Genomic DNA, 22,267 nt, shown 5'->3' on the forward strand with positions numbered 1-22,267 from the left:
TCAATGCGAGTTATGCGCTTTCAGGCCATCATTTCTGGAGGCGCGACAGGTTCTCCAGCATCTTCACGATCACCTTCTGGCACGTTGCCAGTTCCTCGCTGGTGGTGCCTTCGCGAAGGGCGGCGAAATAGTCCTCCATCACCGGCCAGTTCTCTTCCAACTGTTTGCGCCCCAGCGGCGTCATCATGATTTCGCGGCGGCGCAAATCTCCCTTGGGGATGCGGCGTTCGATCAGGCCCTGCGCCGCCATTGCATCCACCGCGCGGCTGGTGGTCGACTGTTCGCTGAAGGTGCGTTCCGCGATCTCGTTGATGGTGAGGCCGTCCTCGATATTGAGGATGGACAGCGTCCTGATGTCCACCAGGCTGACTTCGCTGTCGCTCAAGGCGCGCTTTTGCGCTTGCTGCCCCAGGTTGGACAAGCGGTTCACCATATAGGGCAGGTAGCGTTCCAGCGCGTCATAGGTTGCGGGCGGCGCGGTTTTTGTCATGGCTCTTCTTTTCTTCCGTTGAGATCAGCCCGTTGACCAAGAATCTGCAACGATTGCAAAGCCTGTTGCAGATCTGCATCCCCAATCCCGTCAAACAGACTGTGCAAAAACGCATCATGGCGACGCTGGGCAGCGCGATAAAGCTGCGCCCCTTCTGGCGTCACCTGCACCACGAATGCGCGGCGATCGCTCGGGCTCATTTCGCGTGTTATCAGCCCATCGGCTGCAAGGCGGCTGGTGAGGCCGGTGACATTGCCGCCGGTAACCTTCAGCTTGCGCGAAAGAGCACCCTGCGTCAGCCCCTCGGGCGCCTGGCAAAGCTGCGCCAGCGCATCGAACTTGGCCAGGGTAATGCCATGCTCTTCCAGCAAGACACGGTTCAGGCGATTGAAGACGGCGCTGTGGAAGTCCATCGCGGTCTTCCAGATGCGCGCCTCGACAATGCGATCATCGTCCTGCGATCTGGTGGCTGGCACGCAGTCTCCCGGCATTGCATCAGTCCCCGTTCGTAATCAGCGCGAATGACATGGTGTGCCTTCACTTGGCGCTCATGCGAACTGGTCGGCCTCAGGGCAAGGCCGATTATTCGAAAGATCGAATAGTTTTGATCAGCCCGTCCAGATCGCCACCTTCGCCATCGCGGATCGCGGTTTCGCGCAGACGCTTTGCCCATTCGGCGGCGTCGTCCCGTTCGGCGAACCGTTCGATCTCGTTCGTGACCCGGGCGAACTTGGACAGTCCGCGTGCATGGGTATCCGAATACCCTTTGATCAGCCGGCGACATTTCACGGTCTCCACGCCCAGCGCATAATTGCGCGTGGCCATGTCGCGCACCAGCGCAAGCCAGGCGTCGCGATGGTCGATTTCCTCCTGATGCCGCAGCGATGATCTGCGCATACCGCGCATGCCCGCCACGAAATACAGCATGAGGAACCAGCCCGGCGAATAGGTGCGCACCCGCCGCCCCTTGCTGACGCGCCGATCCAGCCAGCCATACAGGCCCTCCCGGTTTTGCAGCCAGCGGCCCAGCCCGGCGGGCATCAAGCCGACGACTTCTTCCATGCGCGGGTGCATATATTCGGTCGTGTGGAAAATCGTATCGTCGCTGAGGCCGATCTCGTCGGCGATACGGCCACGGCGGGCAGCCCGCGTCTTCAGATCGGCAACGCGCACCACATCATCATAAGCCATGGCGTTGGCCACATATTTGGCGCCCGCGAGGGTCAGTTCGAAATCATGCGCCTCGCCGCCCAGTTCGGTGTCCAGGCGGAACAGATCTTCCACGATATCGAGATATTCCGCGCCATATTCGGCATCCTGGAAATCCACCACCTTGGACAGGCCCAGCCGCGCCATCGTGGCGATCTGCGGGCGCAGGCCCTGCTCCAGCCGTTCCACCAGCCTCGCCGCGCGGGGCGATGTGGGCGGGGTGGCCAGCGGCTGTACGAGCACCGGTTCCTCCAGAGCCTCCTTCGCCTCTTCATCGGTCTGCTGGCTGCGCGCATAGGCCGCATCGAAAGTGCGGATGCTGGCAGCCACGCCCTTGCCGCCTTCGGCGATCACGGCGTGGTATTCCTCGGTCGAGAAGGGCAGGGCGCCTGACGCTGCCAGCGCGCCGAACATGGCAGAGGAGATGACGCTACCATTTGCGACGGCCAATGCGTTCATATCGTAGATGATCTGCCGCTGCGCAGTCACGCCGATGGCGTCCACCACCGCGCTGCTATCTGCAATGCCTTCCCCCGGCGCGCTCTTTTCAGCGATCGCAAGGGAGCGGTGGCTCGATGCGATCAAAGTGGTGCGATCGGGTGTAACGATGCCGCGCAGGATGGATCGGCCTGCCTCGATGAATTCAGACGCGATCACCACGTCGACATCGCCGGGTGTCGGCATCTGCGCCAGGATCGGGGATTTGCCGTCCTGCGGGCGCATCATTTCAACGTAATAGATCGTCGCACCGGTACGCTGCGCCACGCCGGGCACGGAGGTGGACTGCGCGATCCAGCCCGCATTCTCTGCCAGCTTCACGATCCAGCCTGTCAACACGCCGCCGCCCTGGCCGCCCATGGCCACGATGGCGAGGGAGATCGGACGCTCGGTTGCATCGCCGGCCCGTTCGAGGGGAAGCTTCACGGTTTCATCGCGCATCAGACAGCCTCCACCAGCACGCGGTTACGGTCCCGGCGCCTTTGCAGGAAGCCGATCAGCGCCAGCGAGGCGCGCGCCTTGAACCTGTCCCACCATGTGGGATTCTGGATGATATCCGCACGATAGAATGACGGGCACAGAACCGCCGCCTCCGACACTTCGCCGCAATTGCCGCAGCCGACGCAGGAATTGTCGATTGCCGCAACGGGATCGTCCCGCAGGGGATCGTCCAGGTGTTTGACCGATAGCGACGGGCAACCCGAAAGGCGGATGCAGGCGTGATCGCCGGTGCACACGTCCTCGTCCACGCCGAAACGCTCCTTCACCACGCGCTTGCCTGATTTTACCGCCGCAGCAATCTGCGGCTTCTCGCGGCGCTGCTTGTTGAGCATGCATTCGGAAGAGGCGATGATGATCTTCGGGCCTTCCTCCTCGGTGGTGAGGGCCTCTGTCAGAACCTCTTTCATCTTGCCCACATCATAGGTGCGATCAACCTCTCGCACCCATTTCGCCCCGATACCGCGAACGGCCTTGTCGATCGGGTTGTTGGTGTTGCGAGACTTGTTGAACGCGCGGGAGGAAAGGATGTCCTGCCCACCCGTGGCGGATGAATAGAAATTGTCGACGATCAGGAAAACGCCGTCGTGCTTGTTATAGATGGCATTGCCGATGCCGCTGGTCAGGCCGTTGTGCCAGAAGCCGCCATCGCCCATTACTGCGATGGACCGTTTGCCGGTGCTGCGGCTGAACGCCGATGCCGATGCGCCGCCAAGGCCAAAGCCCATCGTGGTGTTGCCGATGTTGAAGGGCGGCAGGATGGAGAACAGGTGGCAGCCGATGTCGGCCGATACGTGATGTTCTCCAAGATCCTCGTTCACCATCTTCATCGCGGCGAAGATCGGCCGTTCCGGACAGCCGGTGCACAGGCCCGGCGGGCGCGCTGGGACGACTTCCTTCAGTTTCTCAACCGATGGCATGGCCAGCACGTCAGACGCATCGGGGCGCGGCGGGCGATTGCCAAGCAGCTGCGGCTCCGTCGCTTCCAGGAATTGCTCCAGCCCTTCCATGATCGCGGCAACGGAATAATCGCCGCCCATGGGCAGAACGTCCTTGCCGAAGATGCGCGCCTTGTGATGCTTGCGGCGCAGCACCGTGTTCAGGGACTGCTCCAGATATTCCGGCTGCCCCTCTTCCACCATCAGGACGGCGTCCTTGTCGCGCGCGAAATCCTCGATCTCGCTGTCGATCATCGGGTAGGTGACGTTCATCACGTACATCGGGATGCGCGTGTTGCCATAGGCATCCGACAGGCCGAGATATTGCAGGGCGCGGATCACGTTGTTGTACATGCCGCCCTGCACGACGATGCCGACCTTGCCGTCTTCCGGGCCGAACCATTCGTTCAGCTTGTTGTCGCGGATGAAGTCTATCGCGGCTGGCAGGCGCTGTTTGATCTTCTCCTGCTCATGCTCGTAAGCTGCGGGCGGGAGCACGATCCGGTCCAGTTCGCGGGTGGGATTGTTTAGCGCGTCATCAATTGAAAATTCCGGGCGGACATTGTCCTTCGCCACGAAGCTGCCGTGCATGTGGCAGGTGCGCACCCGGACCTCCAGCATGACGGGGGTGTTCGATGCCTCGGAAAGCTGGAAGCCTTTCTCGATCAGGTCGACAATACGGGCATGGTCGGGACGAGGGTCCAGCAGCCACATCTGCGATTTCATGGCAAAGGCGTGGGTACGCTCCTGCATGATGGAGGAGCCTTCGCCGTAATCCTCACCGATGATAACCATCGCGCCGCCGGTAACACCGCCCGACGCAAGATTGGCCAGCGCGTCAGACGCGACGTTGGTTCCCACCGTGGATTTCCACGCGACCGCCCCGCGCAGCGGATAATTGACCGAGGCCGAAAGCATGGCGGCCGCGGTTGCTTCACTGGCGGAGCTTTGGAAGTTGACGCCGAGTTCGCCGAGAATGTCCTGCGCATCGGACAGCACATCCATCAGATGCGAGATCGGCGATCCCTGATAGCCGCCGACATAGGAAACCCCGGATTGCAGCAAGCCCTTGGTGATCGCCAGGATGGCCTCACCCTTGAAGACTTCGCCTTCGCCGAGGCGCAAATGTTCCACTTCCTTGGCGAATGAACGTTCAGCCATATCAAAACCCCTTATTTATATGCAAATGCATATATAGGGGCTCCGGGCGTGTCAATCGGTGTGCGCTATCAATCCAGAACCAGATCGATGCGCTGGGCGTTCATCGCGAAGTTGGGCATGTAGCGGCGCAGGATAGCCGCCTCGATCATGGTCCGCTCGGTCGCATCCTTGGCCTTGGCCATTTCCGCGTCCACCAGATCTCCATCGCGGCCAAAGGCGCGCAGGCCCGCCAGATCTGCCCACACCATCCAGAAAGACTTGCCGTCAGGCGCAATCCAGCCGGGCGCGATCTGCGGGGCATAGGCGCGGGCACCGGCATCGCCATCGGGCGTCCAGGCGGTGTCCTCATGAACCTGACGCCACGGACCCCAGGGATTTTCGGAAACCCACACGCCAAGATAGCTTGGCTTGCCGAATTCCGTGCCATCCTCGGCATTGCCGATCCCGGCGCTGGTCATCATGTAGATCCCCAGCGCCTCGTTCCACACGACGCTGGGCAGCCAGGATTCCACCACCAGATCGCCAGGAAACAGGTTTGTGTAATTCACCCAGCCGCGCGGGAAAGTGTGCACCGGCTGCCGATCCGCGATATCGCAGGACCAGCGCGCAGTGCCATCCTCATCGCGGCCCGCAAAGAAGCGGTAGGCATCGCGGCTCAGCATGCTGTCCTTCTTCACCCGGAACATCACGAGCTGGTTCATCAACCCGTCGACACTGCCGTTGAGGCCGTAGACATAGATATAGCCATCGCGGTTCTGGCTGTAGGCCGGCCCTTGCTGCAGGAAGGAGAGCAGGGAGAAGGCGCCGTTTTCCTCGTTCAGGAAGGGGAAGCCAGCGCCCGCCTGCTCATCCCAGCCTTCCCAGATCACGGGGCTGGAGCCATCGCGGTTCAACCACGTGGCGCCGCCATCGGGTGAATGGATCAGCTTCGCCCCGGTCCAGTGGCGGGGCCGGTCCTCTGCATCATCCAGCGTGGCGAGGAATTGATAAAGGTGGTTGCCGACGGCGAGCACGCCGTGGCCGTAATAGGAAGGCGCATTTTCGGGGAGGGCGGCCCGATCAAACACCGGATAGCCTTCCAGCTGCGCCATTTCGGCACCTTGTGGTCCACCCTCGATGGTCCACAAACGGGTGCTGTAGAAAGTTGCTGGCGGCGGTGCCCAGCCGGCTCCGTCATTCACGACGATCAGCTGGTTTCCGTCTGCCGTGACGGTCATCTTGTAACCATCGCCCTGGCCGCCCAGCCGCAGGATCGAATTGGCAGCAGGCACCGCGCTGCTGACGTGCGCAGGTACAGGGGCTTCGGCGTGCTTTGCAAAGGCAGAGGTAAACAATCCGCCATGTATAGAAGCCAGACCAATTGCGGCGACAGAGCCCAGGAATTCGCGTCTCTTGGTCATGGTCTTCTCTCCGGAAGTCCGGTTCGGGCCCAGGATGAGCCCGAACCGGGAAAGGGCCTTACTGGATCTCGTCGCCAGTCTTCATTTCAACGGTCCCGTCTTCGGTAACCTTGAAAAGCGGGTCTTCACGCTCGCAGAAATATTCCTGCATCACGTATTCCGGATTGCGCCTGTAGCCGTAGGTGAAGGTGTACGGCTCCAGCAGCATTTCAGGGTCTTCGATGGTGATCTCGTTCTCCATCAGGTCCGCACCGACCATCTTGATACGCTCGGTAATCACCATTTCAGAGCTGTGCGGAATTTCGAAGAACTCGACATCTTCCTTCACGCCCTTGGTGGTGACGACCAGCGTATCGCCTTCCCACGTGCCGGAGGAATAGCCGTAGAAGTTGGGGATCATGTCATCGGCTGATGGCAGCGGCTGATCCAGGTTGATGCGGCGCGTCTGGGTCAGGAACTCGGCAAGAACCGTGACCCGGCCGGGCGTCTGGAGGATTTCCAGCGGGAAGATCGCCCCCATGATCATCGGCATGCCTTCGGGCATGCACTGGGTGCTGGGATCAACCTTGGGTGTGCCGGCTGCCAGCAGCGCGTCACGCTCTTCGCGAAGGGCCTTCCATTCGGAAGCGTAGGGTTCCTTCAGCTTCGGGCCGTCTCCGGGCACGGGCAATTCGAGGAAGGTGTTTTCCTCACCAGCGAAGGGGTCGGGCCAGATTTCCCAAACGCCAGAAATGTTCTGGGGCTGGTAAACCACGCTTGAGGTAGCCGTGTCCGCCACTTCATTCGGCTCCTGCGCACCGGCGGTGGTGGCGCATGCGCCCAATGTCATTGCCGTTGCCAAAAGCAGTGCTTGCTGAGTTTTCCGCATCATTCTGTTCTCCCTGCCAACCGGAGTGGCTGGCGCTCAATTACAAATATGGTCGGGCCGATGTTTAAATCGGCCCGACACCATTCAGTCAGGGTTGCAACCTGACCAAGCTTACCAGCCGCTGAGAACGCGGCCGTCAGGCAGCTTGATGGTCTTCAGCATGCCGCCGGGCTTGCCGTTGCGCAGCGGGTAGAAGTCCACATCCACCCGGTCACCGGCGCGCAGGGTGTTGTGCCTCCAGCCGGCCTTGCTCATCATGTTCACGCTGCTGCATTCGAAGACGTAGCGAACCGTCTTGCCGCCTTCCTTCACGTTCACCACCACGAAAGAATGCGGGTTGGTGAAGCGGAATTCGGAAATGGTGGCGCTGCGCTTTGAAGCGATCTGGTTCTGATCGAACATCGCGAAAGAGTGGTGTGCGACTGCCGGCGTTGCGACGGCACCGATTGCGAGGCCGAGGGCACCAAGCTGAAGGGCAATTTTCTTCGAGATTTTCATTATTCTCTCCATTTTCACTGTTCTTGCGTGGTCAACAATCTGCCCGTTTGCGTGTGATCCGATTTCCTCAATTGCGGTTTCGAGGGCGTCGTATCGGCGAGTGCCAACTGGCTGACTTGAACAATGATCTAGTACCCAAAGCCCCTCTGGCGAAGCGTTTACCTGTTGTGTAACGGTTTCGGATGGCACATAAAAAGTATATAATTCAAACTTTTAATCGATTACAGCCCGTTACACTTGGCATGTTACAAAAAGAATTGCCTCTGGCGCATTTCGTGAACCTGCTGCATTGCTGGCGTGAATTCTGAACATCGGTTAAGCGATTTATTGCAAGTTTAAAACAAATTTGTAGGGTTGCGTATCACTGGCACGGGAGATTCCATGGCATCAGAGGACAAAACGGACGGCGATCGCCTGTCTCGTGCCGCCGCCAATATTCGCCCGGCGCTTGAGGAAGCGGGGTCTGACAAGCTGCTGGAGCTTTTCGATTACCTGCTGGCCAAGTCCATCGCCGGTGAGTCGCCATCGGAACAGCAGATCGCCAGCGAAGCGTTCCTGGGCGAATCAGCCGCAGGCAATTCATCCAACCCCAATGTGCGCGTGCGTATTCACCGGCTGCGCAAATTGCTCGCCGCAGAGTGCGATGCCGACAGCGGCGATTGCCTTGAAATCCCCGTAGGCGATTACTGCCTGCGACTGGCGGAAAGGGACGATACGAAAGGTCTGCCATGGATGGGTGATCTGATCGCCCGCTTCAGGTCAGCCGATGCCCGTAGCCGCAAGGTCACCATCGGCATCGCTGTTGGCGTGGCACTGGTCGCGACACTTATCGTTGCCGCATTGCTGAACCGTAATGTCGAGCCTTTGTCGGGCACCGTCATGTGGCAATCCTTCGATCGCAGCGGTCGGCCTGTAACCATCGTTTTCGGCGATTATTACATGTTCGCAGAGCTTGACGCAGGAGAGGGTGCCAGTGAGGGCGCGAGCGGCGGGGGGCCAAGACTGGTATGGGATCGCACGGTCCCAACGCGTGAGGACCTTACGATCTATCAGATCCTGAACCCCGCCAACGCTGACGGCACGGTGGATTTCAACCAGCAATTCGTCAGCGCAGGCACGATCCAAGCCATATCCAACCTGCGCAAGACATTGGCGCGGCTGCCATCCTCTCGCTACGCCAACGTCAATCTGGTTGCCGCATCGCAAATGACGCCAGAGATGCTGCGCGATACCGACATCATATTCGTTGGCCAGTTCAGTGGCATGCCGGTGTTGCTGAAAGACCCGCTGCTGCGCGCATCCAGCCTGACCCTCAGCCCGCAGCTCGATAGCCTGAGTGAGGCTGACGGCACCGAGCGTTATCGCTCCGACGGGATGAGCCTGACCGACGAACGTATCGGCCGCCGCGATTATGCCTATCTCGCGGCGATGCCTGGCCCGGCTGGAAACCGTATACTCATGTTCGTGGGGCTGGGAGAGGCTGGGCTGCGCGAAGCCGGAGAACTGTTGGGCGATGTACAGCAATTGCAGGAGCTTGCCTCCACCGCGGACAAGATCGAGGACGGTTTCGAAGGCGTCTACCGCGTGCGCACCATTGGCGAGGTGAACGTCAACGCCACGCTGATCCTCGATCGGCCGCTGGACACAGAATCGGTGTGGGACGATTCCGGCGAGGTGCCGCTGTACCGGCCCATTGATCCTGACGCTGCGAATGTCCGTGAGTAAGACTTCTTTGACCGATTTCGCAATGTCGAACGGCCTGTCTCTCTCTCAACATCGCCTAATGAAAAACCGGATAAATGCGGCGATTGCTGCGCTGACCATGCCCTTCTTGCCAACCCTCGCCCACGCCGATGATGTGAGCGATCTGGTGGAGGCGGAACTGGTGAGGAGCCAGACGCCCGGCATCGCCATCGCCGTGCTGCGTGATGGATCCTTGCTGCGCGCGCAGGGCTTTGGCGAGGCCGATATTGAACTGCACGTGCCGGTTCATCCCGATACGCTGTTCAAGACCGGCGCAACCGGCACGCAATTGACTGCGGCGGCTATCATGCTGCTGGTGGAAGATGGCAAGCTGGGCCTGGATGATCCCGTCACCCAATATCTGCCCGGCGCCCCGTCGAAATGGGAAGGCGTGACTATCCGCCAGTTGCTCAATCACACCTCCGGCCTGCCAGCCACGCCGAACGGGGATTTCCGCGCCGATTACACCAGGGACGAACTTCTTGGCATAATCGCGGCGCAGGATATCAACTATCCGGCAGGCAAGCGTTGGCGGTTCAGCTATGCTGGCTACATCGTTCTGGGTTTCGTGATCGAGGAAGTGACCGGGCAGCGCTGGAGCGATTTCATGCAACAGCGGATCTTTGCGCCGCTCGGCATGCATTCCGCGCGCGGTATCGACGAAATGGCGATCATTCCCAATCGTTCGTCGGGCTATGAACTGCGCGATGGCGAGCTGCGCAATGCGGAATGGATTTCCGGCACGGCAAATTCCACCGCCGACGGCTCTCTCTATATGTCGGTGCTGGATTATGCCGCATGGGCGCAGGCCATGTCTGCCAAGTCATTGCTCAGCCCGGCATCCTGGCAGCAGCTGGCCACCTCTGCCACCATCGCGGACGGTGCAAGCTGCGGCTATACGCCCGGCTGGTTTCAGGATTCGCCGCGCGCATCGCAATGGCATTCCGGCATCTGGCAGGGGTTCCAGACATACGCGCTGCGTTATCCGGAGCAGGATCTGACGGTGACGGTGTTCGCCAATGGCGATGGCGCGGATGTGCAGGGGCTGGCGCGGCGCGTAGCGGCGTTGACCGATCCGTCACTCGCGCGGCAGGCTGCGGCACCTCTTGCCGACGCCGATCCCGCTGAAACGGCCAGGGCGCGGGACCTGATCGAAAGGATCGTGGAAGGCCGGGCCGAGCAGGCAGAGTTCGCCGATTTCGCCGAACTGGATTTTACCGAACTGACGGTGATGAACGCCGGTATCCTTGAAGGGTTCGGCACGCTGGAGGATTTTGCCCTGTTCGACCGGCAGGCGAATTGCGGCGAGACGTCCTATCGCTACCGCGCCCGCTATGCCGATGGGCTGGTGGAAATCCGCCTTGGCAAAACCGCGGACGGCAGGATCAATAATCTTGAAATCCTGCCGCTGCGCGATTGGGCGGAACCGCTTTAACGATCGTTGTGCGCTTCCTTGCGCTTCACCCAGTCGGCATAGGTGGGGCGGGCAAGCTGAAACAGATCGTTGCACCTCGTGTACTGGCCCGCGCCGTGCATGCGGCCCACCAGCTTCATGGCGAGGGTATCGACATGCAGCCTTTCGGGATCGACCAGATCGTCTCCGATATGGAAGCGCAGCACTTCGCCCAGCACGATGGTGGTGAGGCCGGCGTCGATGCTTTCATACAGGCGGCACTCCATCGATACCGGCGCTGACGCGATGCGCGGCGGCGCGATGACGGAGGAGGGGAGCGTGGCAAGGTCTGCCGCGTCAATCTCGTCAAATTCCGGCGGCGCATCGATGCAGGTCAGATTCATCGCCGGGGCATCCCCTTCGCTGACAAGGTTGACCACGAATTCCTTCGTATCCAGCACATTGCGGGCGCTGTCCTTGTAGGTGCCATCCGGGCGGCGCATCAGCCCGATGGCGACCAGCGGCGGCGCGGAACCCATCATGTTGAAGAAGCTGTAGGGCGCGGCGTTGCGCACGCCATCTGATGACAGCGTGGTCAGCCACGCAATCGGGCGGGGCGTGATGGCCGCGCTCATCAGCTTGTACCGGTCCGGCGTTTCGACCTTCGAAAAGTCAAATTCCATTTATTGATCCTCAATCTGGCGAACGGCGTTTTTCGGCGAGACGTCTACAGACAATTGGAAGATATCGGGGCGGGAATAATGACCCGTCACATCGAAATCATATTTGCCGCGCACAACGGCATCCGGATCGATCGTGGCATATAGAATGGTCTCGCCAGAGAAATCCGGCCCTGCCAGAACTTCGCCCAGCGGATCGACGATCAGGCTGCCGCCTCGCAGCAGCACGGTTTCAGGATCGTCACCCAAAGCGCAATCGTAATCATCCGGATAGGCCCCGCGGGTGATGTGCTGGCATGCGGACAATACGAAGCAGCGCCCTTCAAGAGCGACATGCCGCATGGAGCCTTCCCAGGCATCGCGATCATCCGCGGTGGGCGCGCAATACAGGGTCACGCCCTGGTCAAACATCGCCATGCGCAGCATCGGCATGTAGTTTTCCCAGCAGATCACCGCGCCGATGCGGCCCAGCTGGGTTTCGATCACGGGCAGTGTCGATCCGTCGCCAAAGCCCCAGATCAACCGCTCCGCCCCCGTGGGCATCAGTTTGCGATGCTTGGCCACCAGGCCTTTCTCACCATCGAAAAACAAGGCGGTGCAATACACCGTGCCGCCGTCGCGTTCGATAACGCCGATCACCACGAAGGTGTCAGTCGCGGCAACCACCTCTTCCAGCAGGGCGACTTCCTGCCCGTCCAGATCGATCGCGCTGGCGTGGTAGCGGCGATAATCCTCACGCCCTTCCGGCTTGCGCATGCCCACTGGCGTGCCGAATGATGCGCCCTTGGGATAGCCGCCCAGGAATGCTTCCGGAAAAACGATCAGCCGCGCGCCCTTGGCCGCGGCTTGTGCGATCAGCGATGCGGCCTTCTTTGCCGATTGCAGGGCGTCCTGCGGGAATGATGCCGCCTGCACGACGGCTGCTGTGAATGGTTCTGCCATGATGTTTCCCATGCCCGGTTTCGCGCCGAATTGCGCCTGAACTCTTCATACTGACGTTGACTCTTGCGCATTTTATTTTAAGCTTGCAACAAATTTCCATGGAGAGTGATCGTGAGCGACGCGAATTACGACAGTTACCGTGAAGATGTGGTCGGGCGCGCCAATGTGACTGATACGCCGGAGCGTGTGGCCTATTACAAGCGTCTGGCAGAACTCGGCACCGGTGCATTGTGGACCGTGGCCAACAAGATTGAGCCGTGGGAGCCTGCCTCGACCTCGCAGCCGATGCTGTGGCGTTACAACGATCTGCGTGAGGATGTTCTGCGCGCGCTGGATCTGGTGACCCCGGAAGAGGCGGGGCGCCGCGTCGTCTATCTGGAAAATCCGGGTCGCAGCGATGTGGTGGCAGCGGTTGGCTGGCTGTATTCCGGCTTGCAGGTGATGAAGCCGGGCGAGTGCGCATCCTCGCACCGGCACAGCGCATCGGCGCTGCGCTTCATCATGGAAGGAAGCGGCGCGTTCACCAATGTGGATGGCCAGAAACTCACGCTTGGCGCGAATGACTTCGTGCTGACGCCAAACGGAACCTGGCACGAACACGGCGTGGCCGAGGATGGCAGCATCTGCATCTGGCAGGATGGCCTGGACATCCCGCTGATGAACGCGCTGGATGCCAATTTTTACGAGGTGCATCCGGAGCTGAACCAGGCGGTGAACTATCCGGTCGATGCATCCGTTGCGACATGGGCCAATGCGGGCCTGCGTCCCTGGGGCTCCACTTGGGACAAACGCTATTCCCCGCTGCTGAAATATGAATGGGCCCCCACTTACGAGGCGCTGCAAAGCTATGGCCGCGTGACCGACGGTTCGCCCTTCGATGGCGTGCTGATGGAATACGTCAATCCCGATACGGGCGGCCCTGTAATGTCCACCATCGGCGCGCATATGCAGATGCTGCGCCCCGGCGAACGCACCAAGGCGCACCGCCAGACGGGCAGCTTTGTCTACCAGTGCTGCAAGGGCAAGGGCTGGTCCATCATCAACGGACAGCGTTTCGATTGGCAGGAGCGCGATATCTTCGTGATCCCGTCATGGATGTATCACGAACACGCCAATGCCTCTGACACCGAGGATGCTTGCCTTTTCGCCTTTCACGATCTGCCAGTCATGCGCAGCCTGGGTCTCTACCGAGAGGAAGCCCTGGGCGAGAATGACGGGCATCAGCCGATAATCACCTGAACATTCAGATCAAGGACCTGTAATGCGATTAGTTACTTACCGCGCTTCCGTAGAAGCAGAGGCCCGTCTGGGCGCAATCCACGACAACACGATCATCGATCTTGCCCGTTTCGGCGCGGCGAAGGGCGTGGAACTGCCTTCCAGCATGCTGGAATTCATTGATCTGGGACCCTCGGCCGTAACCGCCGTCTCCGCCCTGATCGACAGCTGCGATGGCAATTTCGGCGTGGGCTGCACCATGCCGCTGGCCAATGCAAAGCTGCTCGCCCCCATTCCGCGCCCGCGCAAGAACGTGTTCGGCATCGGCCTGAACTATACAGAGCATGTGGCAGAAAGCGCCAAGTCGCTCGACACTTCTACCGAATTGCCGCGTGAGCCGGTGATCTTCTCCAAGCCGCCGACCACGGTTATCGGCCCGGACGAGCCGATCCTGCACAACAAGGAAATCACCAAGCAGCTTGACTGGGAAGTTGAACTGGCTGCCATCATCGGCACCCGCGCCAAGGGCGTTTCGCGTGAAGATGCGCTGGCCTACGTGTTCGGTTACACCGTCTGCATCGATATGAGCGCGCGCGATTGCCGCCGTGCGGGCCAGTGGATCTATTCCAAGGGTCAGGACACCTATTGCCCGATGGGCCCCGTGGTGGTGACGGCGGACGAGATCCCCGATCCGCAGACGCTGGACCTGTGGCTTACCGTGAACGGCGTGGAAAAGCAGCGCAGCAACACGGCCTATATGCTGTTCAAGGTGGACGAACTGGTTGCCGACATCAGCAAGGGCATCACGCTGGAACCGGGCGACATCATCGCCACCGGTACACCTGCCGGCGTAGGCGCGGGCCGCGATCCGCAGGAATTCCTGTGGCCGGGCGATACGATTGTTGCCACCGTCGAAGGGATTGGCACCCTGCGTCACCCGATCGTCGACGCTTAAGCTTCAAGCCATCGAAGAAAACGGGGAGTCCAACAGCGGTTGGTCTCCCCGTTTTGTTTTATGCTGTGAATTTGCGGGGAGGCCCAGAAGCGCGGCTGCCTCTCGAATTGAATCTCAGCTTGCGACAGTTTCGCCCATCATTCTTGCGCGAATATCATCGGGCCAAGGCACGGATTTCTGCGCCTTCAGATCCATGCACACCAGCGTCGCCTTTGCCTTCAGGCGCACTTCCTCGCCGCACAGGAACACCGCCTCATAAGTGCAGCTGGACCTGCCGATCTTCACCGGCGTGATCCGCACCGTCAGCAGATCACCCATGATGCTGGGCGCCAGGAACTGGGTTTCCAGCTGGATCGTGGGCACGCCAATACCGCGGGTGACATGCATCGATTTGAAATCGGCATGCAATTCCTGCTCGAACCAGTCTTCCACCGCGGCATTCAACATCTCGAAATAGCGCGGATAGAATACGATCGACGCGCCATCGACATGGGCGAAGCGAACACGGGTGGTTGTTTCAAAACAGCTATTCATCGATCGCCCATAAGAACAGAACGCAACTGGCCCAGCAGGCGGACAAGCTCTTCCTTGTCTCCCTCAGGTACGTTGCTGAAAAACTCGTTGGTCCAACTGTGGTGGGCCTCGGCCAGTTCGATGAACCTGCGCGTGCCCGCTTCGGTGATGGATACGATTGCGGAACGGGCATCCTTGGGGTTCGTCATCGTCTGCACCAGGCCCTTTTCCTGCAATTGGCGGACGATGACGGTGACGTTGCCGTTGGACACCAGCAGCGCCCGCGAAAGCGCGCTCATCTGCAGGCCTTCCGGAACACGGTAGAGCGCGGCCAGCACATCGAAGCGGGGAAGGGTGGTGTCGAAGTCATCCTCGAACTTGCGGCGGATCTGCTTCTCGCCCATTTTCGCGCAGGCCAGCAGCCTGACCCAAAGGCGCAATTCGGTGGAGCCCGCGCCTGCCGGAACCTGGGTTTCCCCCGCGTCCGTACCGGAGGTGGGGGATGGGGAGTTGTCGTTCGCCGTCATGCTATCGTTGCCCTTCGCGCCGCTGGCAGTGCCCGTTCCTGACCCGGTATGCAGGGTGGCGAAACGGATCGATGATGATCATGGGCAGCAGCCGATGCCTGCAAGCCCCATGAAGGGCGTGCAGGTTGGGCGCGGCCCACGTCGGAATGCTGTTAACCTGATCCACTTCCACGATGTTTCCTACAGCAGTCACCGGAATGCCAGCTTCATTTTTGACCCAATGCTCAAACCGATGCCTGCACCGGCGGCACAATACGCAACGCGCATTCCTCTCTCCTCTTTTGCTTCAAACTTAAAGGAAAAATGCCAATGCGCCAAGTCAGAATGATAAATGGCGGTCAGGGCAGGGGATATGCGGCCACCAGCCGCCTGCTGAGCGGCTGCCCGACAGGTGATTGCACTTCGAAAACAGCCTCGAACTTGCGCGCCCCGTCCAGCTTTTCCCTTAAAGCGGCGATCTCCGCCGGCTGGTTCAGCATTTCCGCCATCGCGGCAGAACCCCTGTCCCCCAGCCCTGCGAAAAGGATCAGGCGGCGACCGTTCGGCGCATCGCGCACCGACAGATATCCGTAATCCGTGCCCGCCTTGCTCTGTCCTTCGGTGTAGACCTGGGCCGTATATGATGCGCCGGTGGTCAGATTGTCCAACCGGTTGAACGCCGCCAGTTGCAGATTTGAATCGCTAAAGACGATCGTATTCAGAGGGCCAAGTTGCGATAGCCTGCCCACGAAGACCACGTCCCGCGTACGCAAAAGCTCCGGCTCCAGCGCGGAAACCGGCAGCAGCTCTGCCTCGCCATCGCCAGATCCGAGATTGGCCAGCAGCCGTCCCTGCACATTCCACGCTGTCTCCAGTGCGGCTATGGATGCAAAGCGCAGGTTGAAATCGTAATATTGGTAAAAAGCTTCGGGATGTTCCTGAAGAAAGATGCTCAGCTCGTCCCTGGTCTGGATATCCGGCGCCAGCACCATGCGCTGAATGCTGCGTTGGTCCTCCGTCTCTGCCAGCAGGAGGTTGTCACCCACGGCGATCACCGGATCGAAAAGCCCGGCTGCGGTGCCAAGGATGCCCTGCCTATCGGCGTGGTTTCCGCGAACCGGATCTTGCGACGTCGGCCAGTATAGCCATGCCATGAAAATCATCGCGGCAAAGGCAAACAGCATCAGCCCGCTGCCCAGCGCAGGATTTGCCAGGAAAGCCTTCGCGATGCTCGTCGCCTTGTAAGGGGTGTCGCTATCTTCCAGGATAACGCGGTATTCGCCCTTGGGAATCGCCAGGCGCGGCCCGGTGGCGCCATCGTAATGATCTTCCAGCCGCTTTCTCAGCCGGTGGACATAGACGCGGATGCCGGAATCGGAGCTGGATTCCAGCGCCGCCTGATTGCCCAGCAAGGCCACCGCCACCTCGATCTCTTTCGGAGATCGGTCATCGTCCGAATGTTCGACCAGGAAATCGAACAATTCTATCTGCTTCGCCGAACGGCCCTTCGCCAGAACTTCCCGAAACCGGGCAGTCTCTTCCTCGAACTTCTTCACGGAGTCATTGGGCGAGCCGATTGTCATGGAGATTCGATACCAGAAGCCGGTTTGCGCATGCGACCCCCTGCCCAGAAGGCCAAGGCAAGGGGGCTGTACAACGTAGTTTTAGCCGCTTTCACTTATCCGAACCTGACTGCATGGCAAGCGCCGGACGCGCCTGAAGAGCGGACCGGGAGGCGCTGGAGGAAAGGCGATAAATAGGCATTTGCAATTAGTTTAACCTTGAAATATACATTTGCATATATTGATTCGACGACGTGTCCAGAGCGCACCTTGGCGTGAGAGAGGGCACAGTCTTCGCCGGAGTGGCGCAAATCTGCAAGTTTCGTGGGTAAAACCCCTTGCAAAGCCAGCCGCCCGACCCGGCACTTTTTGACCCGGGGCAAACGGACTGACCATCAGCGTCAGAAACCGGATGTTCCAACCCTTAGGCTCCGGCGCACTTCCTCTCCCAAGCGTCGGAGCCGCCTCTTTCGAAAATCTGCGATGCCGCAGCCAAAGCCTCGGCCAATGGTTCAGCCAATCCCTCACCCCGTGGGATAGCCTCTCCACTGCTTGATCGTGCGAATGGCGAAACTGGATCGCATCGCACTCACTCCCGGCAGCAGTGACAGGCATTCCCGATGAACCCTGTCGAACTGTTCAAGATCATGCGCGGCAAGGCGCAATATGTAGTCAGCCTGCCCGGTGGTGAGATGACATTCCAGAATATCGTCAAACCCGCACACCGCCTTCTCGAAGCTTTCCATGGCGCCCCTGCTCTGGCTCTCCAGCGTGATTTCCACGAAAGCATGTAGCTTCAGGCCCAGTCGCTGCGGATCCAGCACCGCAGAATAACCGGCGATGAATCCCGCGGATTCGAGCGATTTGATCCGCCTGTGACAACTGGAAGTGGAGGCGCCCACGATCTCCGCAAGCTCTGCGATAGAGCGCGACGAATCGCTTTGAAGGGCACGAAGTATCGATTGATCGATGGCGTCCATAATTTCCCACCTTCAGGCTGATACCGGGATGATATCCCAACATCTCAGCGTTTGCCACCGATTATGGCAAGAACGGGCACACGAAAACGATATAATCGGCCTCACTTTAAGTTTGAAGGAGAAACGAGATGCGTGTCGGCACAGTCAAGGAAATCAAGAACCACGAATATCGCGTCGGCCTGACGCCCGAAAGCGCGAACGAGCTGGTGCTGAACGGCCATGAAGTCTGGGTTGAAGCGGGCGCCGGCGAAGGCATCGGCGCGAGCGACGACGATTATGAAGCAGCTGGCGCGAAGATCCGTCGCACGGCAGCGGAAATCTTCGCCGAGTGCGAAATGGTGGTGAAGGTCAAGGAACCGCAGGCGGTTGAACGCGCGCAGCTGCGCAAGGGCCAGATCCTGTACACTTACCTGCACCTTGCCCCCGACGCTGAACAGACCGCCGATCTGGTGAAGTCCGGCGTGACGGCGATCGCCTATGAAACCGTCACCGGTCCGGGCAATTCGCTTCCGCTGCTGAAGCCCATGAGCCAGGTTGCCGGCCGCATGTCGATCCAGGCAGGCGCCACTGCACTGCAAAAGGCGCAGGGCGGCCGCGGCGTGCTGCTGGGCGGCGTGCCGGGCGTGCTTCCGGCAAAGGTCGTGGTGATCGGCGGCGGCGTAGTGGGCTTCAATGCCGCGCAGATGGCCGTCGGCATGGGCGCGGATGTCACCATCCTCGATCGTGATCCCTCGGTTCTGGAAAAGCTGGACAACCACTTTGAAGGCCGTGCCCACACGCTGTTTTCCAGCCGTGCCGCGCTGGCCGCGCAGGTTGCCGAGGCAGACCTGGTGGTTGGTGCCGTGCTGGTGCCGGGTGCAGCCGCTCCCAAGCTGGTGACGCGTGATATGCTGTCGACCATGCAGCCGGGTGCCGTGCTTGTGGACGTGGCCATCGACCAGGGCGGTTGCTTTGAAACCGCGAAGGCTACCACCCATGCAGACCCCACCTATGTGGTGGACGGGATCGTGCATTATTGCGTCGCCAACATGCCGGGCGCAGTCGCGCGTACCAGCACCTATGCGCTGAACAACGTGACCATGCCGCACGCGCTGCGCATCGCCAACAAGGGCTGGAAGGCCGCGCTGAAGGCAGATGCCCACCTGGCGGACGGTCTGAATGTCCACGAAGGCCAGATCACCTACGAAGCCGTGGCAAACGATCTTGGCTACGACTACGTGCCAACGGCATCCTTGTTGGACTGATCCGGATATTGGCGCTGATTTGTCGGCGCCATGCTCTATTCCCGGACCCTGCCAGTGCGCGGGGTCCGGGATATGACCTAAGTCATCACTCTTATGGTCGATCTTGCAATCATATAAAAAGCCCCCTCGTTTGTAGACTTGCTACCCTGAACCGGGTGAGGCGTGATGAGGGGTTTCTATAAATGAATCGCAAGAATGTTCTGGCATCGAACCGTGGATTGGCGTCTGCCGTAGCTAGCCTGATGGGCGCTGCTGCGGCGGTCTGTCTGCCAGTTTCGCTCCATGCGTCCGAGGTTGAGGACGTTAGCGTACCGGCTGAACTGCCGGGTCCGGGGCCATATCTCTATACATCGGCCGAAGTGCCCGCTTTGCAGGTGGAGATCGTCACCAACGGTCTATCCCCCCTCTATGCCATCGAATTCCTACCCAATGGAGATGCCCTGCTGGTAGAGCGCGGGGCGCAGCTTCGCCTGCTGCGCGATGCAACCGGCGATGATGCGCAGCTGGAAAGCGTGCCGGTTGCCGGAGCGCCCGCATATCTGGGCGTCGACAATCTTCATCCCGATGATGTTCTGGGCATTCAGGACATCGTGCTGGACCCCGATTTCGCGAACAACAGCACGCTGTATTTCACCTATAACAAGCCGATTGGCCTGGATGAGGATGTGCAGCGGATCACCGCCTCCACCGTGCTGGCCCGCGCCATATTCGATGGTGAGAGGCTGCACGACATCACCGACATTCTGACTGGCGAGGCCATGGTGGGCGTCGGCGGATCGCGCATTCTGCCAACCAGTGACGGGATGCTTTACATCTCTGTCGGCGCGCTGAGCACAGGCGATATCGAATCGGCGCAGCGGACTGACAATATCTACGGCAAGAGCCTGCGCATCCGGAAGGATGGCACGGTGCCGCAGGATAATCCCTATGCGCAAACGGCGGGCGCGCGGCCGGAAATCTGGACATATGGCCATCGCGATCCACTGGGCCTGGCTGCCGATCCCAAAACGGGGCGGCTGGTGTCGTCAGAGCATGGGCCGCAGGGCGGTGATGAACTGAATGAGCTGATGGCGGGCGGCAATTACGGCTGGCCGCAGTCCACCTATGGCACCGAGTATGGCGGCTCTCCCTTGCCTGCAAACCCGGTGGCAGAGGGGACGACCGGCCCCTTGCTGATCTGGTCACCATCCATCGCGCCAAATGGCATCGCGTTCTACACCGGCGACGCCATGCCCGGTTGGGAGCGCAGCCTGTTCGTCACCAGCGCGCGCCGGGGACAGATCAACGGCACGGGCGCCCTGATCCGGCTGGTGCTGAACGATGATCTGCAGGAAGTGCGGCAGGAAGTTCTGCTGGCCGATCTTCACCAGCGGATGAAGGACGTGGCGCAAGGACCCGATGGCCTGCTGTACGTGGTGACGGATGAGCCGGACAGCATCGTCCTGCGCATCAAGCCCGCCGACGATGGCGACGAGGCCGCTGCACCGGGCGACTGATGGCCGGGCGCGGGTTCCTGTACCCGCGCCGACCATCCCAAAAAACCTCCTGTAGATCGGATTGCCCCGGCGTATTAGAGACGCGGGCGGCACCGATTGCGCGTTGCCGAGTAAAACGGGACAGGAGCCGATGGCAGGCAAGTTTTTCGACGAATGGGAAATTGGCGAGACGATTGCCCATGATATCCGCCGCACGGTGACGGAGACGGACAATCTGCTGTTCTCCACCATGACGCACAATCCCCAGCCGCTGCACCTGGATGCCCATGCCGCCGCCGAAAGCGAGTTCGGGCAGATCTTGGTGAACGGCACCTTCACCTTTGCCCTGATGGTGGGGCTGAGCGTGGCAGACACCACGCTGGGCACGCTGGTGGCCAATCTTGGCTATGACAAGCTGGCGCATCCCAATCCCACGTTCCTGGGCGATTCCATGCGTGCCGAAACGGAAGTGGTGGACAAGCGGGCCAGCAAGTCTCGCCCCGGATCCGGCATCGTTACCTTCAGGCACCGCCTGCTTAACCAGCGGGACGAGGTCGCGTGTGAATGCCTGCGCATGGCGCTGATCAAGGGTAGCGGATCGTGAGGCTGCGCAGCCTGCTGTTCGTGCCAGCGGACAGGCCCGAACGCTTTGCCAAGGCGGCAGCCAGCGGGGCGGATGCGATCATCATCGATCTGGAGGATTCGGTCGCGCCGGCAAACAAGGGCAGGGGCCGCGATGCGGTGGCGCAATTCCTGCAATCGCCGGGGAACACCACGGTAATCGTCAGGGTGAACCCGCTGGACAGCGGCGAGACGGAAAGCGATCTTGCCGCGGTGCTGCCACGTCCGCCGCATGGCGTGATGCTGCCCAAGGCGGAAGGCGCGGCCAGTGTTGCCGGGCTAGTGCAGATGATGGACGGGGCGCAAATCCCGGTGTTGCCCATCGCCACGGAAACGGCATCTGCCATGTTTGAATTGGGCAGCTATCGCGATGTGCCAACGCCGCTGCTTGGCCTTACCTGGGGCGCGGAGGATTTGCCCGCCGCCATCGGCGCGGCCACATCGAGAGAGGCGGATGGCAGCTACACACCGCCCTATGAACTGGCGCGCAGCCTCACCCTGTTTGCCGCCCATGCGGCGGGCACGGCTGCGATTGAAACCGTCTTTCCCAATATCAAGGATACAGATGGCCTTGCCGCATATGCCGCGCGCGGGCGGCGCGATGGCTTTGCCGGGATGATGGCAATCCACCCTGCGCAGGTGGAGATCATCAACGCCGCGTTTCAGCCCACCGAGGATGAGATCGCGCACGCGCGCGCTGTAGTGAATGCTTTCGAGGCCCAGCCGGAGACGGGCGCCCTGCAATTGAATGGATCGATGATTGATCGCCCGCACCTGTTGCAAGCCCGGCGAGTGCTGGAACAGGCGGACCCTCTGGACCATTGAGAAACCGTGAGATTGGCCAAGCGCCAGATCCAGTATTCAACGGAGACACC

General features: G+C 60.5%; 22 protein-coding genes. 9 read left to right on the top strand and 13 right to left on the bottom strand.

Annotated elements, in window-relative coordinates:
- Window positions 1-28: 28 nt before the first annotated feature.
- The 7 genes from GRF63_RS03035 to GRF63_RS03065 all read right to left on the bottom strand — a co-directional run bounded on the left by GRF63_RS03035 (window position 29) and on the right by GRF63_RS03065 (window position 7,560).
- The gene (locus tag GRF63_RS03035) at window positions 29-490 is read right to left on the bottom strand and encodes a MarR family winged helix-turn-helix transcriptional regulator (protein WP_160484501.1); all 462 of its coding nucleotides are present in this window, start codon (window positions 488-490) and stop codon (window positions 29-31) included.
- Window positions 487-966 carry a MarR family transcriptional regulator gene (locus tag GRF63_RS03040; protein ID WP_160484502.1) on the bottom strand — a complete coding sequence of 160 codons (480 nt, stop codon included), beginning with the start codon at window positions 964-966 and terminating at the stop codon, window positions 487-489. The genes GRF63_RS03035 and GRF63_RS03040 overlap by 4 nt, the downstream gene beginning before the upstream one ends.
- 106 nt (window positions 967-1,072) lie before the next feature.
- Window positions 1,073-2,638: an indolepyruvate oxidoreductase subunit beta family protein gene (locus tag GRF63_RS03045; RefSeq protein WP_160484503.1), complete on the bottom strand. Its 1,566-nt coding sequence runs from the start codon at window positions 2,636-2,638 to the stop codon at window positions 1,073-1,075.
- Window positions 2,638-4,794 (bottom strand): thiamine pyrophosphate-dependent enzyme, encoded by a 2,157-nt coding sequence (locus GRF63_RS03050; RefSeq protein WP_160484504.1) that lies wholly within the window; start codon window positions 4,792-4,794, stop codon window positions 2,638-2,640. The genes GRF63_RS03045 and GRF63_RS03050 overlap by 1 nt, the downstream gene beginning before the upstream one ends.
- Before the next feature lie 68 nt (window positions 4,795-4,862).
- The gene (locus GRF63_RS03055) at window positions 4,863-6,194 is read right to left on the bottom strand and encodes a DUF4185 domain-containing protein (RefSeq protein WP_202131552.1); all 1,332 of its coding nucleotides are present in this window, start codon (window positions 6,192-6,194) and stop codon (window positions 4,863-4,865) included.
- 58 nt (window positions 6,195-6,252) lie between these two features.
- Entirely contained in the window at window positions 6,253-7,023 is a 771-nt protein-coding gene (locus GRF63_RS03060) for a hypothetical protein (protein WP_160484505.1), read from the bottom strand.
- Window positions 7,024-7,173: 150 nt separating this feature from the next.
- The gene (locus GRF63_RS03065) at window positions 7,174-7,560 is read right to left on the bottom strand and encodes a DUF6152 family protein (RefSeq protein WP_160484506.1); all 387 of its coding nucleotides are present in this window, start codon (window positions 7,558-7,560) and stop codon (window positions 7,174-7,176) included.
- Between the two features lie 381 nt (window positions 7,561-7,941).
- Between GRF63_RS03065 and GRF63_RS03070 the strand changes: the two genes are divergently transcribed.
- Window positions 7,942-9,285: a hypothetical protein gene (locus GRF63_RS03070; RefSeq protein WP_160484507.1), complete on the top strand. Its 1,344-nt coding sequence runs from the start codon at window positions 7,942-7,944 to the stop codon at window positions 9,283-9,285.
- Window positions 9,278-10,738, top strand: coding sequence for a serine hydrolase (locus tag GRF63_RS03075; RefSeq protein ID WP_202131553.1), 1,461 nt, complete (start codon window positions 9,278-9,280; stop codon window positions 10,736-10,738). Before GRF63_RS03070 ends, GRF63_RS03075 begins: the two co-directional genes overlap by 8 nt.
- Here the strand turns inward: GRF63_RS03075 and GRF63_RS03080 are convergent.
- Together GRF63_RS03080 and GRF63_RS03085 are read right to left on the bottom strand one after the other, a co-directional pair.
- Window positions 10,735-11,379 carry a flavin reductase family protein gene (locus GRF63_RS03080; protein WP_160484508.1) on the bottom strand — a complete coding sequence of 215 codons (645 nt, stop codon included), beginning with the start codon at window positions 11,377-11,379 and terminating at the stop codon, window positions 10,735-10,737. The two genes, GRF63_RS03075 and GRF63_RS03080, sit on opposite strands and share 4 nt — an antisense overlap.
- Window positions 11,380-12,318 (bottom strand): carbon-nitrogen hydrolase family protein, encoded by a 939-nt coding sequence (locus tag GRF63_RS03085; protein WP_160484509.1) that lies wholly within the window; start codon window positions 12,316-12,318, stop codon window positions 11,380-11,382.
- Between the two features lie 111 nt (window positions 12,319-12,429).
- Here GRF63_RS03085 and GRF63_RS03090 point away from each other — a divergent pair, with 111 nt between their 5' ends.
- Window positions 12,430-13,557, top strand: a complete 1,128-nt coding sequence (locus GRF63_RS03090) for a cupin domain-containing protein (protein ID WP_160484510.1) — start codon at window positions 12,430-12,432, stop codon at window positions 13,555-13,557.
- 22 nt (window positions 13,558-13,579) lie between these two features.
- Window positions 13,580-14,491: a fumarylacetoacetate hydrolase family protein gene (locus GRF63_RS03095; RefSeq protein WP_160484511.1), complete on the top strand. Its 912-nt coding sequence runs from the start codon at window positions 13,580-13,582 to the stop codon at window positions 14,489-14,491.
- Between the two features lie 114 nt (window positions 14,492-14,605).
- Here the strand turns inward: GRF63_RS03095 and GRF63_RS03100 are convergent, their stop codons facing one another.
- The gene (locus GRF63_RS03100) at window positions 14,606-15,025 is read right to left on the bottom strand and encodes an acyl-CoA thioesterase (RefSeq protein ID WP_160484512.1); all 420 of its coding nucleotides are present in this window, start codon (window positions 15,023-15,025) and stop codon (window positions 14,606-14,608) included.
- Window positions 15,022-15,531 (bottom strand): MarR family winged helix-turn-helix transcriptional regulator, encoded by a 510-nt coding sequence (locus GRF63_RS03105; protein ID WP_160484513.1) that lies wholly within the window; start codon window positions 15,529-15,531, stop codon window positions 15,022-15,024. The genes GRF63_RS03100 and GRF63_RS03105 overlap by 4 nt, the downstream gene beginning before the upstream one ends.
- Between GRF63_RS03105 and GRF63_RS03110 the strand changes: the two genes are divergently transcribed.
- Window positions 15,515-15,859, top strand: a complete 345-nt coding sequence (locus GRF63_RS03110; RefSeq protein WP_160484514.1) for a hypothetical protein — start codon at window positions 15,515-15,517, stop codon at window positions 15,857-15,859. The two genes, GRF63_RS03105 and GRF63_RS03110, sit on opposite strands and share 17 nt — an antisense overlap.
- Before the next feature lie 10 nt (window positions 15,860-15,869).
- On the opposite strand, the gene GRF63_RS03115 is transcribed toward GRF63_RS03110, so the two are convergent.
- The gene (locus GRF63_RS03115) at window positions 15,870-17,093 is read right to left on the bottom strand and encodes a hypothetical protein (RefSeq protein ID WP_160484515.1); all 1,224 of its coding nucleotides are present in this window, start codon (window positions 17,091-17,093) and stop codon (window positions 15,870-15,872) included.
- A 503-nt stretch (window positions 17,094-17,596) separates the two neighbouring features.
- A complete protein-coding gene (locus tag GRF63_RS03120; RefSeq protein ID WP_160484516.1) occupies window positions 17,597-18,052 on the bottom strand; it encodes an Lrp/AsnC family transcriptional regulator in 456 nt (151 codons plus the stop codon).
- A 128-nt stretch (window positions 18,053-18,180) separates the two neighbouring features.
- On the opposite strand from GRF63_RS03120, the gene ald reads away from it, so the two are divergent.
- The 4 genes from ald to GRF63_RS03140 all read left to right on the top strand — a co-directional run bounded on the left by ald (window position 18,181) and on the right by GRF63_RS03140 (window position 22,217).
- Window positions 18,181-19,296, top strand: a complete 1,116-nt coding sequence (gene ald, locus GRF63_RS03125) for an alanine dehydrogenase (RefSeq protein ID WP_160484517.1) — start codon at window positions 18,181-18,183, stop codon at window positions 19,294-19,296.
- A gap of 182 nt (window positions 19,297-19,478) precedes the next feature.
- Window positions 19,479-20,792 (top strand): PQQ-dependent sugar dehydrogenase, encoded by a 1,314-nt coding sequence (locus tag GRF63_RS03130; protein ID WP_160484518.1) that lies wholly within the window; start codon window positions 19,479-19,481, stop codon window positions 20,790-20,792.
- A 130-nt stretch (window positions 20,793-20,922) separates the two neighbouring features.
- On the top strand, window positions 20,923-21,375 hold the full coding sequence (locus tag GRF63_RS03135; RefSeq protein ID WP_160484519.1) for a MaoC family dehydratase: 453 nt from the start codon (window positions 20,923-20,925) through the stop codon (window positions 21,373-21,375).
- Window positions 21,372-22,217, top strand: coding sequence for an aldolase/citrate lyase family protein (locus GRF63_RS03140; RefSeq protein WP_160484520.1), 846 nt, complete (start codon window positions 21,372-21,374; stop codon window positions 22,215-22,217). Before GRF63_RS03135 ends, GRF63_RS03140 begins: the two co-directional genes overlap by 4 nt.
- The last annotated feature ends 50 nt before the right edge of the window (window positions 22,218-22,267 follow it).

Source organism: Aurantiacibacter rhizosphaerae (assembly GCF_009807005.1).
Taxonomy (GTDB): domain Bacteria; phylum Pseudomonadota; class Alphaproteobacteria; order Sphingomonadales; family Sphingomonadaceae; genus Alteraurantiacibacter; species Alteraurantiacibacter rhizosphaerae.

Excerpts from the sequence above, each read along its gene's own strand:
- GRF63_RS03035 (WP_160484501.1), bottom strand. The coding sequence starts at position 490 with ATGACAAAAACCGCGCCGCCCGCAACCTATGACGCGCTGGAACGCTAC.
- GRF63_RS03045 (WP_160484503.1), bottom strand. The coding sequence starts at position 2,638 with ATGCGCGATGAAACCGTGAAGCTTCCCCTCGAACGGGCCGGCGATGCA.
- GRF63_RS03050 (WP_160484504.1), bottom strand. The coding sequence starts at position 4,794 with ATGGCTGAACGTTCATTCGCCAAGGAAGTGGAACATTTGCGCCTCGGC.
- GRF63_RS03055 (WP_202131552.1), bottom strand. The coding sequence starts at position 6,194 with ATGACCAAGAGACGCGAATTCCTGGGCTCTGTCGCCGCAATTGGTCTG.
- GRF63_RS03060 (WP_160484505.1), bottom strand. The coding sequence starts at position 7,023 with ATGACATTGGGCGCATGCGCCACCACCGCCGGTGCGCAGGAGCCGAAT.
- GRF63_RS03065 (WP_160484506.1), bottom strand. The coding sequence starts at position 7,560 with ATGAAAATCTCGAAGAAAATTGCCCTTCAGCTTGGTGCCCTCGGCCTC.
- GRF63_RS03070 (WP_160484507.1), top strand. The coding sequence starts at position 7,942 with ATGGCATCAGAGGACAAAACGGACGGCGATCGCCTGTCTCGTGCCGCC.
- GRF63_RS03080 (WP_160484508.1), bottom strand. The coding sequence starts at position 11,379 with ATGGAATTTGACTTTTCGAAGGTCGAAACGCCGGACCGGTACAAGCTG.
- GRF63_RS03085 (WP_160484509.1), bottom strand. The coding sequence starts at position 12,318 with ATGGCAGAACCATTCACAGCAGCCGTCGTGCAGGCGGCATCATTCCCG.
- GRF63_RS03095 (WP_160484511.1), top strand. The coding sequence starts at position 13,580 with ATGCGATTAGTTACTTACCGCGCTTCCGTAGAAGCAGAGGCCCGTCTG.
- GRF63_RS03100 (WP_160484512.1), bottom strand. The coding sequence starts at position 15,025 with ATGAATAGCTGTTTTGAAACAACCACCCGTGTTCGCTTCGCCCATGTC.
- GRF63_RS03105 (WP_160484513.1), bottom strand. The coding sequence starts at position 15,531 with ATGACGGCGAACGACAACTCCCCATCCCCCACCTCCGGTACGGACGCG.
- GRF63_RS03115 (WP_160484515.1), bottom strand. The coding sequence starts at position 17,093 with ATGACAATCGGCTCGCCCAATGACTCCGTGAAGAAGTTCGAGGAAGAG.
- GRF63_RS03120 (WP_160484516.1), bottom strand. The coding sequence starts at position 18,052 with ATGGACGCCATCGATCAATCGATACTTCGTGCCCTTCAAAGCGATTCG.
- ald (WP_160484517.1), top strand. The coding sequence starts at position 18,181 with ATGCGTGTCGGCACAGTCAAGGAAATCAAGAACCACGAATATCGCGTC.
- GRF63_RS03130 (WP_160484518.1), top strand. The coding sequence starts at position 19,479 with ATGAATCGCAAGAATGTTCTGGCATCGAACCGTGGATTGGCGTCTGCC.
- GRF63_RS03135 (WP_160484519.1), top strand. The coding sequence starts at position 20,923 with ATGGCAGGCAAGTTTTTCGACGAATGGGAAATTGGCGAGACGATTGCC.